This window comes from Halomonas sp. H10-59, from assembly GCF_040070555.1.
Classification (GTDB): Bacteria; Pseudomonadota; Gammaproteobacteria; order Pseudomonadales; family Halomonadaceae; genus Halomonas; species Halomonas litopenaei.
The window spans coordinates 2,208,517-2,221,565 of the sequence record NZ_CP098828.1 but is presented as its reverse complement, the minus strand read 5'-3'; the positions used below and the strand labels follow the sequence as shown (position 1 = coordinate 2,221,565).

General features: G+C 66.1%; 9 protein-coding genes. 2 read left to right on the top strand and 7 right to left on the bottom strand.

Annotated elements, in window-relative coordinates; all coding sequences use genetic code 11:
• Positions 1 to 133: 133 nt before the first annotated feature.
• The 3 genes from uvrB to NFG57_RS09660 form a co-directional block, all read right to left on the bottom strand.
• Positions 134 to 2,164, bottom strand: coding sequence for an excinuclease ABC subunit UvrB (gene uvrB / locus NFG57_RS09670; RefSeq protein WP_348816075.1), 2,031 nt, complete (start codon positions 2,162 to 2,164; stop codon positions 134 to 136).
• Positions 2,165 to 2,241: 77 nt separating this feature from the next.
• Positions 2,242 to 2,661, bottom strand: coding sequence for an OsmC family protein (locus tag NFG57_RS09665; RefSeq protein WP_348816073.1), 420 nt, complete (start codon positions 2,659 to 2,661; stop codon positions 2,242 to 2,244).
• Complete coding sequence (locus tag NFG57_RS09660) at positions 2,661 to 2,858, bottom strand: hypothetical protein (protein WP_045991458.1); 198 nt, start codon at positions 2,856 to 2,858, stop codon at positions 2,661 to 2,663. The genes NFG57_RS09665 and NFG57_RS09660 overlap by 1 nt, the downstream gene beginning before the upstream one ends.
• Positions 2,859 to 3,050: 192 nt before the next feature.
• Between NFG57_RS09660 and NFG57_RS09655 the strand changes: the two genes are divergently transcribed.
• Positions 3,051 to 4,079 (top strand): folate-binding protein, encoded by a 1,029-nt coding sequence (locus NFG57_RS09655; RefSeq protein ID WP_348816071.1) that lies wholly within the window; start codon positions 3,051 to 3,053, stop codon positions 4,077 to 4,079.
• Between the two features lie 54 nt (positions 4,080 to 4,133).
• On the opposite strand, the gene NFG57_RS09650 is transcribed toward NFG57_RS09655, so the two are convergent.
• Together NFG57_RS09650 and NFG57_RS09645 are read right to left on the bottom strand one after the other, a co-directional pair.
• The gene (locus NFG57_RS09650) at positions 4,134 to 4,913 is read right to left on the bottom strand and encodes a TatD family hydrolase (protein WP_348816069.1); all 780 of its coding nucleotides are present in this window, start codon (positions 4,911 to 4,913) and stop codon (positions 4,134 to 4,136) included.
• A gap of 1 nt (position 4,914) precedes the next feature.
• On the bottom strand, positions 4,915 to 6,504 hold the full coding sequence (locus NFG57_RS09645) for a peptide chain release factor 3 (protein WP_108133585.1): 1,590 nt from the start codon (positions 6,502 to 6,504) through the stop codon (positions 4,915 to 4,917).
• Positions 6,505 to 6,814: 310 nt separating this feature from the next.
• On the opposite strand from NFG57_RS09645, the gene NFG57_RS09640 reads away from it, so the two are divergent.
• Positions 6,815 to 8,368: an alkaline phosphatase D family protein gene (locus tag NFG57_RS09640; protein ID WP_348816067.1), complete on the top strand. Its 1,554-nt coding sequence runs from the start codon at positions 6,815 to 6,817 to the stop codon at positions 8,366 to 8,368.
• A gap of 143 nt (positions 8,369 to 8,511) precedes the next feature.
• Here the strand turns inward: NFG57_RS09640 and NFG57_RS09635 are convergent, their stop codons facing one another.
• Complete coding sequence (locus tag NFG57_RS09635; protein WP_348816065.1) at positions 8,512 to 11,664, bottom strand: efflux RND transporter permease subunit; 3,153 nt, start codon at positions 11,662 to 11,664, stop codon at positions 8,512 to 8,514.
• The gene (locus NFG57_RS09630) at positions 11,661 to 12,989 is read right to left on the bottom strand and encodes an HlyD family efflux transporter periplasmic adaptor subunit (RefSeq protein WP_348816064.1); all 1,329 of its coding nucleotides are present in this window, start codon (positions 12,987 to 12,989) and stop codon (positions 11,661 to 11,663) included. The genes NFG57_RS09635 and NFG57_RS09630 overlap by 4 nt, the downstream gene beginning before the upstream one ends.
• Positions 12,990 to 13,049: the final 60 nt, after the last annotated feature.

Here is a 13,049-nt window from a genome sequence, read left to right as displayed (position 1 = left end):
CCAGCAAGGGCAGCCAGGCGGAAGATCAGGCCAATCGGCAAGATAACGGTATAATGTTCGATTAAAGGCACCAGGAGCGCGGACAAGGCAGGACGGACTGCCAGATTCGCGCGCCCCGCTTACGCTGCCTCCTTTATACCGCTCCGAGCGCCAGCTGACGCTCTCTGAGCCCATGCAGGCGATCGCGCAGCCGCGCCGCTTCTTCGAACTCCAGATTGGCGGCGGCCTCGCTCATGGCGTCCTCGAGCCGCGTCATCTCCTTGCGCAGCTCCTCCGGGGACAGGCTGGCGGGATCGTAGACCGCTTCCGGTTCGGCCACCTTGCGCTCGCCCTTGCGTCCACGAGTCTTGCGGCTGCCCGGAGCCTGGGCGGCTTCGAGGATATCCGCCACCGAGCGGGTCACCGTCTGCGGCGTGATGCCGTGTTCTTCGTTGTGCGCCTGCTGCTTGGCGCGGCGCCGCTCGGTCTCGTCGATGGTCTTGCGCATCGAGTCGGTGATGCGGTCGCCGTAGAGGATCGCCTTGCCGTTGGCATTACGCGCGGCCCGCCCCACCGTCTGGATCAGCGAACGTTCGGCGCGCAGGAAGCCTTCCTTGTCGGCGTCGAGGATCGCCACCAGCGACACCTCGGGAATATCCAGCCCCTCGCGCAGCAGGTTGATACCGACCAGCACGTCGAACTTGCCCAGGCGCAGGTCGCGGATGATCTCGACCCGCTCCACCGTGTCGATGTCCGAGTGCAGGTAGCGCACCTTGACGTCGTGTTCGTCGAGATACTCGGTCAGGTCTTCCGCCATCCGCTTGGTCAGGGTGGTGACCAGCACCCGCTCGCCCACGGCGGTGCGCAAACGGATCTCCGACAGCAGGTCATCCACCTGGGTCGAGGCCGGACGCACTTCGATCTCGGGATCCAGCAGCCCGGTGGGACGTACCACCTGCTCCACCACCTGGCCGGCGTGCTCGGCCTCGTAGGGACCCGGCGTGGCCGAGACGAAGATGGTCTGGGGCGAGATCCGCTCCCACTCCTCGAACTTCATCGGACGGTTGTCCAGCGCCGACGGCAGGCGGAAACCGTACTCGACCAGGGTCTCCTTGCGCGAGCGGTCGCCGCGGTACATGCCGCCCACCTGGGGCACACTGACGTGGGACTCGTCGATGAACAGCAGCGCGTCGGCGGGCAGGTAGTCGAAGAAGGTGGGGGGCGGCTCGCCGGGGTTGCGTCCGGACAGGTAGCGCGAGTAGTTCTCGATACCGTTGCAGTAGCCCAGCTCCAGCATCATTTCGATATCGTAGAGGGTACGCTGCTCCAGCCGCTGGGCCTCGACCAGACGGTCTTCCTTGCGCAGGAAGGTCAGTCGCTCGACCAGCTCCTCCTTGATCCGATCCACCGCCGCCAGGATGGTCTCCCGCGGGGTCACGTAGTGGCTCTTGGGATAGATGGTCATGCGCGGCACCTTGCCGCGCACCTCGCCGGTCAGCGGATCGAACAGGCTGATGGTGTCGATCTCGTCGTCGAACAGCTCCACCCTGACCGCCTCATCCTCGGCGTCGGCAGGGAAGATGTCGATGACGTCGCCACGCACCCGATAGGTGCCGCGCTTGAAGTCCATGTCGTTGCGGGTGTACTGCAGTTCCGCCAGACGACGCAGAAAGCCGCGCTGATCGATCAGTTCGCCGCGGGTGAAGTGCAGGCGCATCTTCAGATACTGGTCCGGATCACCCAGGCCGTAGATCGCCGACACCGACACCACGATCAGCGCATCGCGACGCTCCAGCAGGGCCTTGGTCGCCGACAGTCGCATCTGCTCGATATGGTCATTGATCGAGGCGTCCTTCTCGATGAAGGTGTCCGACGAGGGCACATAGGCCTCGGGCTGGTAGTAGTCGTAGTAGGAGACGAAGTACTCCACGGCGTTGTCCGGGAAGAACGCCTTGAACTCCCCGTACAACTGGGCCGCCAGGGTCTTGTTCGGCGCCATGACGATGGTCGGCCGCTGCAATCGCTCGACGATGTTGGCCATGGTGAAGGTCTTGCCCGAACCGGTCACCCCGAGCAGGGTCTGGTGGGCCAGGCCCGAATCGAGCCCCCCGACCAGGCTTTCGATAGCGCTCGGCTGGTCACCGGCAGGCTGGAACTTCGACGACAGACGAAAGGACTTGCTCATCATGACTCCTGCTGGGGGACACCACCCAGATCGGGGCGGCTGGCGCCGACTTCAAGTCTCGCGCACGCTCGCCGACGTCAGGTTTGGGCCGTTGGCGCCAGCGTTCGCGTGGTGATTTCCACCGTGGAAGTGGTCATCAAGCGGTGGATCGGGCACTTGTGGCTGATCTCCTCGAGCCGTGCCAGCCGCTCGGGATCCTCGATGCCGTGAAAGGTCATCGCCACATCGAGCCGGTAGACGCCCTTGCGCTCGTCGCGCTCGTCTCTGGTGACCGTGACGCTGACGCCTTCCAGCGGCCACTCCTTGCGCTGCGCGTACATGCGCGAGGTGATCGCCTTGCACGCCCCCAGCGACAGATCGAAGTAGTCGTGGGGGTCCGGCGCAAGGCCATCGCCGCCGTAAGCAACCGGCACATCGACCAGCAGGTCGTCGAAGCTGTCGATGCTGACCCGCTGGCGCAGCTTCCCATCCTTCTCGGTAGTAATCTCGATACTCATCATTTCACCTCGATGCCGAGCTTGAGTCGCTTGATCGCCTCGATCAGGGCCTCGCGACGCGCGCGCCCTTCCACCTCGGCTCCATGGCGGCCGACCTCCACACTGTCGACGCCGTCGAGCATCATCAAGGCGGTGGTGATCTGGTTGACCTGGTCGGCGTTGTCGACGCCCTGGAAGGTCAGGGATTGCTGGGACATGAGGCGCGCCTCCTTGGCGGGTGAAGCGGAAGGACCGAAGATCGTAACAGCAAGCTTGAAACTGGTGGAAAAGCTTAGCACGACACCCCGTGCGGGTTCTTCTGCCCGTACCTTGCAAAAGGGGCGTCTCACCCTCACATTGCTGACAGGCGCAAACTTCACCTTTTTTCGATACGCGCGACAGGATTGCTCATGACGGATTGGATCACCGCCCACGGCGGCCGCTTGACCGGCTCGGACCAGGTCGACTTCGACACCCCCGACGCGGCCCGCCTTGCCCTGGACAGCACCGTGGCCACCCCGCTGGTCCATCTCGGCGCGCTGGACGTGGTCGGCCCCGACGCTGAGCGCTTTCTGCAGGGCCAGACCAGTGCCCAGCTCGCCCACGCCAATGGCCACTTCGCTCCGCTGACCTGCTTCTGCACCCCCAAGGGCCGCATGCTGGCCAACGGCCAGCTGATGAAGGTCGACGACGAACGCTTCAGGATCGTGCTGCATCGCAGTCTGGTGGCCCCGCTGGCCCAGCACCTGGGTAAGTTCGCCGCCTTCTACAAGGCCGAGCTGACGGCTCGCGATGACCTGGCGCTGATCGGCCTGATCGGCCAGGAAGCACCCGCCCTGACCGAGGTCGACTGCGACCTGACACCGCCCGATCCCTGGCGCCAGGCGAGCCACGGCGAGCCCCTGGTGCTCGGCCAGCCTGGCCCTCGCCCCCGCTACCTGATCATGCTGCCAGAAGACCAGGCAGAGGCCTTGTTCTCGCGCCTGATCGAGCAGTGTCAGCCGGTGGGCAATCAGGTATGGCGGCTGGCGGATATCCAGGCGGGGCTGTGTTTCATCGATGCCGATCAGCAGGATGCCTACCTGCCCCAGATGCTCAATTGGGAGGCACTGGCAGGCATCAGTTTCAAGAAAGGCTGCTACACCGGGCAGGAAGTGGTGGCCCGCGCCCACTTCCGCGGCCAGGTCAAGAAGCGCCTGTATCGCGCCCAGCTAGAGGGGGCTCGACTGCCGCCGCTGGGCAGCGAGGTGATCGACGAAAGCGGCAAGCGCCAGGGCGAGGTGGTGGCAAGCGCCCTCGATGCCTATGGGCAGGCCGAGGTACTGGCGGTGCTGAATACCCGCGCCGATGAAGCCGCCCTCAGCTGCGAGGATCAACGCCTGAAGCTTCTGCACCTGCCCTACGCCATCGATCGCCTCGACCCCGAGAGTCTGGTCTGACACCGCTGACGCCCGGGTAATTCGATCCGGGCGATATTCCTGCCGGCGCCGTGGTCAGGGTGCCGGCAGGCCGAACAGCCGACGGGCGTTGTCACTTGAGTGCAGCGCTACGGTTTGCGGTGTCTGCCCTCTGATCTCGGCCACGTGGCGACACACCTCGGCCACCAGGGCAGGTTCATTGCGCTCGCCCTGGTGGCCCGACAACGGCATGTCAGGGCTATCCGTCTCCAGCACGTAGGCGTCATCGGGCAGCGACGCCACCGCCCGGCGCACCCTCCTGGCCCGGGGATAGGTCACCGCCCCGCCGAGGCCCAGCGTAAATCCCAGATCGACAAAGCGCCTCGCCTGCTCCGGAGAGCCGGCGAAGGCATGGATGAGGCCCCCTGCGGGGAGGCCCAACTGGGCCAGACGCTTGGCGACTTCGTCGTTGGCACGCACACAGTGGATCACCACCGGGAGGCGCAGATCCCGCGCCAGCCTGAGCTGGGCATCGAACAAGTGCCATTGGCGATCGAGGGTGTCGCCAAAGCGCGCATCGATCCCGCACTCCCCCAGGGCGACGCAGCGAGGGTGGGCCTTCAGCGCCTGGCCCAGCGCGCTGATGTCGTCATCCTCGCCATCCAGGCGATGATGCTCCAGAAACACCGGATGCAGACCGAGACAGGCGTGCAACCCCGTCTGCTCGGCCAGCTCCAGGGTGCCCTGCCAGGCGTCACGGTGGGTACCGGCGACCACCAGCTGTTCGACGCCCGCCCGCCGGGCCCTGGACAGGACCGCGTCGCGATCGGCGTCGAAGTCGGCAAAGTCGAGGTGGCAGTGGGCGTCGATCAGCATTTTAGTGCTCGCGGGTCTCCCTGAACCTTATATCCGGCCAGCGCTCCTGGGTCATCTGCAGATTGACCCGGGTCGGGGCGATATAGGTCAGGTAGCCACCGCCGTCGATGGCCAGGTTGGTGCTGGCCTTGCGCTTGAACTCCTCGAGCATCTTCGGATCGTCGCAGTAGATCCAGCGGGCGGTATTGACGTTCACCCCTTCATACATGCAGTCGACCTTGTACTCTTCCTTGAGGCGATGGGCGACCACATCGAACTGCAGGGTACCGACGGCGCCAAGGATCAGGTCGTTGTTGTCCAACGGCATGAATACCTGGGTGGCGCCCTCCTCCGAAAGCTGCTGCAGGCCCTTCTGCAAGGCCTTCATCTTCAGCGGGTCCTTGAGCCTGACCCGCTTGAACAGCTCCGGGGCGAAGTGGGGAATGCCGGTGAATCGCATGTCCTCGCCCTGGGTGAAGGTGTCACCGATCTGGATGGTGCCATGGTTGTGCAGGCCGATGATGTCACCGGGCCAGGCTTCTTCCACGTGGGCACGATCGGAGGCCATGAAGGTCAGGGCGTCGGCGATCTTGACGTCCTTGTTGATGCGCACATGGCGCATCTTCATGTTCTTCTGGTACTTGCCCGAGCACACCCGCAGGAAGGCGATGCGGTCACGGTGATTGGGATCCATGTTGGCCTGGATCTTGAACACGAAGCCGGTGAAGCGCTCGTCCTCGGCCGGAACCTCGCGCACGTCGGTTTCCCGCGCCTGGGGCGGCGGCGCATATTCGACGAAGCCATCGAGCATTTCGCGTACACCGAAGTTGCCCATGGCGGTACCGAAGTACACCGGCGTCAGCTCGCCACGACGATAGGCCTCGAGGTCGAAGCTGTGGGAGGCACCGCGCACCAGCTCGACCTCCATCCGCAGCTCCTCGGCCAGATCCTCGCCGAGCACCTCGTCCACCTCGGGGCTATCGAGGCCTTCGATACGCTTGTCTTCCGGAATCCGGTTGCCCTGCCCCTGGGTGTACAGGTGGATGACGTCATTGTAGAGGTGATAGACCCCCTTGAACTGACGCCCCATGCCGATCGGCCAGGTCATCGGCGCACACTGGATATTGAGCACCGTCTCGACCTCATCCATCACCTCGATGGGGTCGCGGATGTCGCGGTCCATCTTGTTGACGAAGGTGAGGATCGGCGTGGTACGCAGGCGGCAGACCTCCATCAGCTTGATGGTGCGGTCCTCGACGCCCTTGGCGCCGTCGATCACCATCAGCGCTGAGTCCACCGCGGTCAGGGTGCGGTAGGTATCCTCGGAGAAGTCCTCGTGGCCCGGCGTATCGAGCAGGTTGACCATGCGACCGCCGTAGGGGAACTGCATCACCGAAGTGGTCACGGAGATACCGCGCTCCTGCTCCATCTTCATCCAGTCCGAGGTGGCGTGGCGATCGTCACGCTTGCTCTTTACCGAGCCGGCCAGCTGGATGGCGTTTCCGAACAACAGCATCTTTTCGGTGATGGTGGTCTTGCCCGCGTCCGGGTGGCTGATGATGGCAAAGGTGCGCCGAAGCCCGGTTTCCTGGGCCTGCTTGGGGTTGGACATGGAGACGGTTGCCTGCTTGCTCGTAAAAAAGTGGGGCACGGGGACAAGGCCCCCATGCGCAAGGCCGCCATGATACCGCGACAGGGGCCCTGGCTGCATCTGACTATACTGACACCATCATCCTCTCTATCGAGCCCCCTCGAGCGTCGTTACGGCTCTGCGGTTCATTGCGCTTCGCATTAATGCAATAGATTCGCGATCAAGCTGTCATCGACGGCCGCAATGCTAGGCGACTGGCCGCGACCGCTCCCCTCGAAGGGCGACGCGCCACCCCGCCAAGACCATCGGACGCAACGACAAGGAGAGCCCCATGCAACCCACCCGACGCCAGTTTCTTGGACTCGGCCTCAAGGCCGGTGCCGGCCTCGGCCTGATCACCGCCGCCCCCGGCATCGTGCTGGCCGAATCCCGTCGACCCGTGATCACCTCCGGGGTAATGAGCGGCGACGTCGGCATCGACCGCGCCGTCATCTGGTCGCGTGCCGACCGCCCCTCGCGGATGCTGCTGGACATCGCCGACAACGCTGCCTTCAACAACGCCCGTACCCTGCAGGGACCCACCGCCCTGCCGGCCAGCGGGCTGACCGCCAAGCTCGACGTCACTGGCCTTGCCGACCTGCCGGAGGTGTTCTACCGCGTGCGCTTTGCGGCCCTCGGCGACGACCGCGCCGTCAGCGAGCCGGTCATCGGCCGGCTGGTCATGCCGGGACGCACACGCCGCTCGGTACGTTTCGTGTGGTCCGGCGATACCGTCGGCCAGGGCTGGGGCATCGACGAATCCCGCGGCGGCATGCGCATCTACGACACCATGCTCAAGCAGTCGCCGGACTTCTTCCTGCACTCCGGCGACACCATCTACGCCGATGGCCCGCTCGAAGAAAGCGTGAACCTGGAGGACGGCAGCGTCTGGCGCAACCGCATGACCGACGCCAAGAGCAAGGTGGCCGAGACCCTGGACGAGTATCGCGGCCAGTACCTCTACAACCTGCTCGACGACAACCTCAAGCGCTTCAACGCCGAGGTGCCGATGTACGCCCAGTGGGACGACCACGAGACCGTCAACAATTGGTACCCCGGCGAGATCCTCGATGATCCGCGCTATACCGAGAAGAACGTCTCGCTGCTGGCGGCGCGTGCCCGCCGCGCCTTCCTCGAGTCGATGCCGATCCGTCAGCGCCCCGAGGCCCCGGAGATGATTCGCCGTCGCTTCACCTACGGTCCCGAACTCGAGGTGTTCATGCTCGACATGCGCACCTATCGCGCGGCCAACAGCACCAATACCCAGGGCGCCGACGACCCGGCCTCAAGCCTGATGGGGGCTCGCCAGGTGGACGACTTGATCGCGGCGCTGAAGGCCTCGACGGCCACCTGGAAGATCATCGCCTCCGACATGCCTGTGGGCCTGGTGGTCGCCGACGGCGAGCACTTCGAAGCGGTGGCCAATGGCGAGGGTGGCGCCCCTTCCGGGCGCGAGCACGAGATCGCCCGACTGCTCAAGGCGATCCACGACAACGCCATCGCCAACGTGGTGTGGCTGACCGCCGATGTCCACTACACGGCCGCCCATCACTATGCGCCGGAACGTGCCAGCTTCCAGCAGTTCACGCCCTTCTGGGAATTCGTCAGCGGCCCGCTGCACGCCGGTACCTTCGGCCCCAATACCCTGGACGCCACCTTTGGCCCGGAGGTGGTGTTCCAGAAGGCCCCCGCCGATGGTCGAGCCAACCTGCCGCCCAGCGAAGGCTTTCAGTTCTTCGGCCAGGTGGACCTGGATGGCGACAGCCTGGCGCTCACCGTCACCCTCAAGGACACCGAGGGCAACAGCCTGCATCAGCAGGTATTGACGCCCCAGCAGGCCAGCTAGTCAGGCGATGCCGCCTGTCGCTGCCAAGACCCGACAGCGCCGCCGTCAAGGCGGCGCTTGTCCTTTGCACCTGGGCCACGGGCCCAATGGAGCGCACGACAGGCCCACCATGCGCAGGTCCGACCGCGCCCCCCTATAGCGGCCTAGCCCTCAGACGTGGTGTGACGTGATGTCCGTGAGGCCAACGCGGCCTTGAGGTGTTCCAGGTAGCTCAGCAGTACCGGGATCACCGCCAGCACCAGCAGGGTCGAGACACCGAGGCCGAAGGCGATGGTCACCGCCATGGGGATCAGGAACTGAGCCTGCAGCGAGGTCTCGAACAGCAGTGGGGTCAACCCGCCGATGGTCGTCAGGGATGTCAGGAACATGGCCCTGACCCGCTGCACCACCGCCTCGTTGAGAGCCGCGTCGATATCCCGCCCGGCGTCACGCTCGTGACGATAGAAGGTCACCAGGATGATCGCATTGTTGACCACGATCCCGGACAGCCCGAACAGCCCGAACATCGACAGGATGGTGAGATCCAGCCCCATCACCCAATGGCCCAGCAGGGCTCCCACCAGCGCCAGCGGAATGGTCGCCATCACGATCAGCGGCAGGCTCCAGGAGGCAAATACCCAAGCCAGCACCACGTACATCAGCCCCAGCCCGATGATCAGACCGGTACGCATGTCGGCGAAGGTATCACGCTGGTCCGCCGCCTGGCCCTCGAAGGTGTAGCTCAGGTGGTAGCGCTCGGTCAGCGCCGGCAGCACCTCGGCTTGCAGCGCCTCGACCACCGTAGCGGTGTTGGTCACCTCGGTGTCGAGGTCGGCGCTGACTTCGACGGCCAGACGGCCATCGGCGTGACGCAGCGCCTCGAAGCCCTGGCGGTGATCCAGCGCCATCACCTGGTCCAATGGCACCAGGCGGCCATCATCCACTCGCACCATCAGCCGCGGCAGGGTCGCCAGGTGCTCACGCTGGTCCTGCGGCAGCAGCACCCGCACCTCGATCTCGTCGGCACCGTCCTGATAGGTCTGCACCAGCACGCCATCGAAGGCTGCCCGCAGCTGGCGCCCGAGTTCCCGGGTGGTCAGGCCCAGCGCCTGACCATAGGCGTTGACCGAGTAGATCAGCTGTTCGCGCCCCCAGGGCATGTCGTCCTCGGGCTCCAGCACCCCGGGCAACTGTCCGAGGCTGCGGGTCAGTGATTCCGCCGCCCGCTTCAGCGACTCGGCGGACTCGCCGACCAGGCGCACGTTGACGTCACGCCCCGGTGGCCCGCCGCTGCGCTCGACGATGGACAGGGTGTCGAGTCCCGGGACCTCGGACAGACGCTCTCGCCAGGCACGGATAAACGGCAGATTGCGCACCGAGCGCCGGTCTGACGGCACCAGCTCGACCATGATCGAGCCGACATTGTCACCGGTCCGCCCGCTGGCGTCGGCGGACAGGGTGCCACCCACGCGCACCACGGCGCTGCGCACCAGATCCCCGCCGAGGGCCTCTTCGGTGTCGTCGAGGGCCTTTTGCATGGTGGCCAGATAGTCCTCGACCCTATCCCGCGAGGTGCCGGTGACGAAGCTCAGGTTGGCGTAGAGGATATTCGGCTCCGGCGTGGGGAAGAAATTGAACGCCAGACGTCCGCCCGCCAGCAGCCCCACCGTCACCAGCACCAGCGCCAGCGCCGCGCTCAAGGTCAGCGCCCGATGGCGCAGGGTGCTGGCGGAGAAGCGCCGGAAGGGCCCCTGGCGAAAACGATCGAAGCCGCTGTCGAAGGCACCTCGCAGACGCCCCAGCGGCCCCGGACGGCGCTCGCCACCGGCGCGAGGCGAGAAGGCGTTGCGCAGGTGGGCCGGCAGCACCACGAAGCACTCAAGCAACGATGCCACCAGCACGCAGATCATCACCACCGGAATGTCGCGCAGGATGTTGCCGATGATTCCCCCCACCATCAACAGCGGCATGAAGGCGGCCACGGTGGTCAGCGACGACGCCACCACCGGCCACAGCATCCTGCGGGCCGCACCCGCCGAGGCCAGGCGTGCCGCCTCGCCTGCGCGAAAGTGGGCATCGGCGTCCTCGCCGACGACGATGGCGTCATCGACGATCACCCCCAACGCCATGATCAGCGCGAACAGCGAGATCATGTTGACCGAGCCGCCGATGCCCCAGAACACCGCCAGTGCGCCGAGAAAGGCGGTGGGAATACCGATGGCTACCCACAGCGCCACCCGCGCCGGCAGGAACAGATACAACAGCGCCAGTACCAGCACCAGCCCGCCCAGGCCATTGTTGATCAGCAGACCGATGCGATCGGCGATCAGCTGCCAGGTCTCGTCGTGGACCTCCAGCGTGATGCTCTCCGGCAGCTCCGCGCGGGTTTGCTCCAGCCAGCCATTGAGCACTTCGGCGGCGGCCAGTGAGTTGCCGCTCTCCGAGCGCTGCAGCATCAACTCCACCGCCGGCTGTCCGTGGTGGAGCACCTCCACCTGACGCGGACGGTTCTCCTGGCGGATCACCGCGATGTCACCGAGCGCCAGACGCACCCGCTGGCCTCCGCGCACCGCGATATCGGCGAACTCCTCGGCGCTACGGCGCTGTTCCACCGCGCGCAGCTCGCGCTCGCCGTCCTGACTGCCAAGCAGCCCCGCCGGCAGGTCCAGCGACAGTCCCTCGATGCGCTCGGCGATCTCCGGCAGGCTCAGGTCCAGCTCGCCGAGCCGCTCCACCGGCACCTCCACGCTGATCTGCTGCTCCGGCAGCCCGACCAGCTCGACCCGATCGATCCCGGCCGACAACAGCTCGTCCTCGAAACGCCGGGCCAGCCGACGCAGCGCCTCGCGATCGACGTCACCTGACAGTATCAGGCGGGCCACCGGTTCGAAGTTCTGGGCCCGCGAAACGCGCGGCTCCTCGGCGTCCCCGGGCAGATTGGTGAAGCCATCGACCTGCTCGCGCACATCATCCAGCGCCAGCACCGGGTCGGTACCCTCGTAGAACTCCAGGGTAATGCTCGACACCCCCTGGGCCGAGGTCGAGGTCATCCGCTTCAGGCCATCGAGATTGCGCAGGCGCTGCTCCAGCGGGATGGTGATGCCCTGCTCCACGTCTTCGGCCGAGGCGCCGCTGTAGACGGTCTGCACCGAGACGATGTCCAGCGCAAAATCGGGGAAGAACTGGATGTTCATCCGCGACAGGCCCAGGGCGCCGCCGATCAGCATCACCAGCATCACCAGGTTGGCCGCGACCCGGTGGCGGACAAAGAAGCCGATCGGGCCTCTGGGGGCATTCGGTTGGGTATCTTCGCTCACGGGCCGGCCTCCGCCCGAACATCGTCGCCCGCGGACGGTGAGCTCACGGGCTCACCAGACCTCTGGCCAGCCGGCGTCTGGGTTGCGCTGATCTCGGCGGGCCCGTTGCCCCGGGACAGGTCCACCACTCTCAATCCTTCGATGGCGTTGGGCAGATGGGTGGTGGCCAGGCGCTGGCCGTCGGCCAGACCCTCACCGCTGACGATCACCCAGGAGCCCCCGTCAGGCCCGCTGGTCTCGCCGTGACGCCTGACCTCAATCGGCCGCAGACGTCCCTGTTCGATGACGTAGATCCGATCGGCACCGTACAGGGCGCTGAAGGGTATCGCCGCACTCTCGGCCACCTCGGGACGGGCAAGCGACAGCGATACCAGCGAACCAGGCCGCAGGCGAGCAGGCGAGGACACCACCTCGAGGATGGCCTCGGTGCCGGCGGGGTCCCCCTGGCCCGACAGTGCTCTCAGCCGATAGCGCCCGCCCTCGTCGTCGACGGCCTCAGGGCGAGCGCCATCGGCCAGGCTCGACACCAGTTCGGACTGCACGCCCCTGGGCACCCGGGCACGTACCTCGAGGCCATCGAGCGGGATCAGATCGAGCAGGGCGTCACCCTCGCGCACCCGGTCGCCCGGCGCGACTTCAACAGCGGTGACGATACCGGCGAAAGGCGCTTCGGCCCGGGCCCTTCGCGCATCGCGACGGGCTTCGGCCAGCGACGCCTCGGCCTGGCGCCGCTGGGCCTCGAGACTGGCCAGCCTGGCGGGGTGTCCGTCGAGTTCGCCCTGGCGACTGACCAGCGTCACCTGGGCTCGGGCGATTTCGTTCTCGTCGGCGTCAAGCTCGGCCCGGGAGGCCAGATTACGCCGCACCAGCGAGCGCATACGCTCGAGCTGACTGCGGGCGTTGTCGAGCAGCGACTGTTCCCGGGCCAGCGCCTGTCGATCGCTCTCGAAGCGAATCTTTTCCGCCTCGATCTCGGCTTCCAGCCGTGCCACCTCCGCCTCGGCCCGCGTCACCACCGGCACCACGTCTTCCTCGGCCAGGGCTACCAGCAGGTCGCCCTCTTCGACCCGGTCACCATCACGTACCGGGCGCTGCCCGACGTGGCCATCCAGCGACGCCACCAGCCTCAGGCGATCCGGCGCCAGCACCTCTCCGTAGAGCGCCAGGGTCGGTGCGTGGAGGCCCAGCGACAGCGTCATGGCGGAGACCGGCCACTCGCGCTCTTCCACCGTTACCGGAGGCGGCGCCGGCCGCGTCACCTTCAACAGCCAGAACCCACCCACGCCGATCGCCAGAACCACGATCGGTAGCAGTCGCTTCAGCATTCCATCCATTCCCTTGTTCAGACCGCGCCCTTTGCCGATGAAGCGCTGTGTCAACGCATG

Coding starts and splice junctions, on each gene's coding strand:
- uvrB (WP_348816075.1), bottom strand. CDS start 2,164: ATGAGCAAGTCCTTTCGTCTGTCGTCGAAGTTCCAGCCTGCCGGTGAC.
- NFG57_RS09655 (WP_348816071.1), top strand. CDS start 3,051: ATGACGGATTGGATCACCGCCCACGGCGGCCGCTTGACCGGCTCGGAC.
- NFG57_RS09630 (WP_348816064.1), bottom strand. CDS start 12,989: ATGCTGAAGCGACTGCTACCGATCGTGGTTCTGGCGATCGGCGTGGGT.
- NFG57_RS09645 (WP_108133585.1), bottom strand. CDS start 6,504: ATGTCCAACCCCAAGCAGGCCCAGGAAACCGGGCTTCGGCGCACCTTT.
- NFG57_RS09660 (WP_045991458.1), bottom strand. CDS start 2,858: ATGTCCCAGCAATCCCTGACCTTCCAGGGCGTCGACAACGCCGACCAG.
- NFG57_RS09650 (WP_348816069.1), bottom strand. CDS start 4,913: ATGCTGATCGACGCCCACTGCCACCTCGACTTTGCCGACTTCGACGCC.
- NFG57_RS09665 (WP_348816073.1), bottom strand. CDS start 2,661: ATGAGTATCGAGATTACTACCGAGAAGGATGGGAAGCTGCGCCAGCGG.
- NFG57_RS09640 (WP_348816067.1), top strand. CDS start 6,815: ATGCAACCCACCCGACGCCAGTTTCTTGGACTCGGCCTCAAGGCCGGT.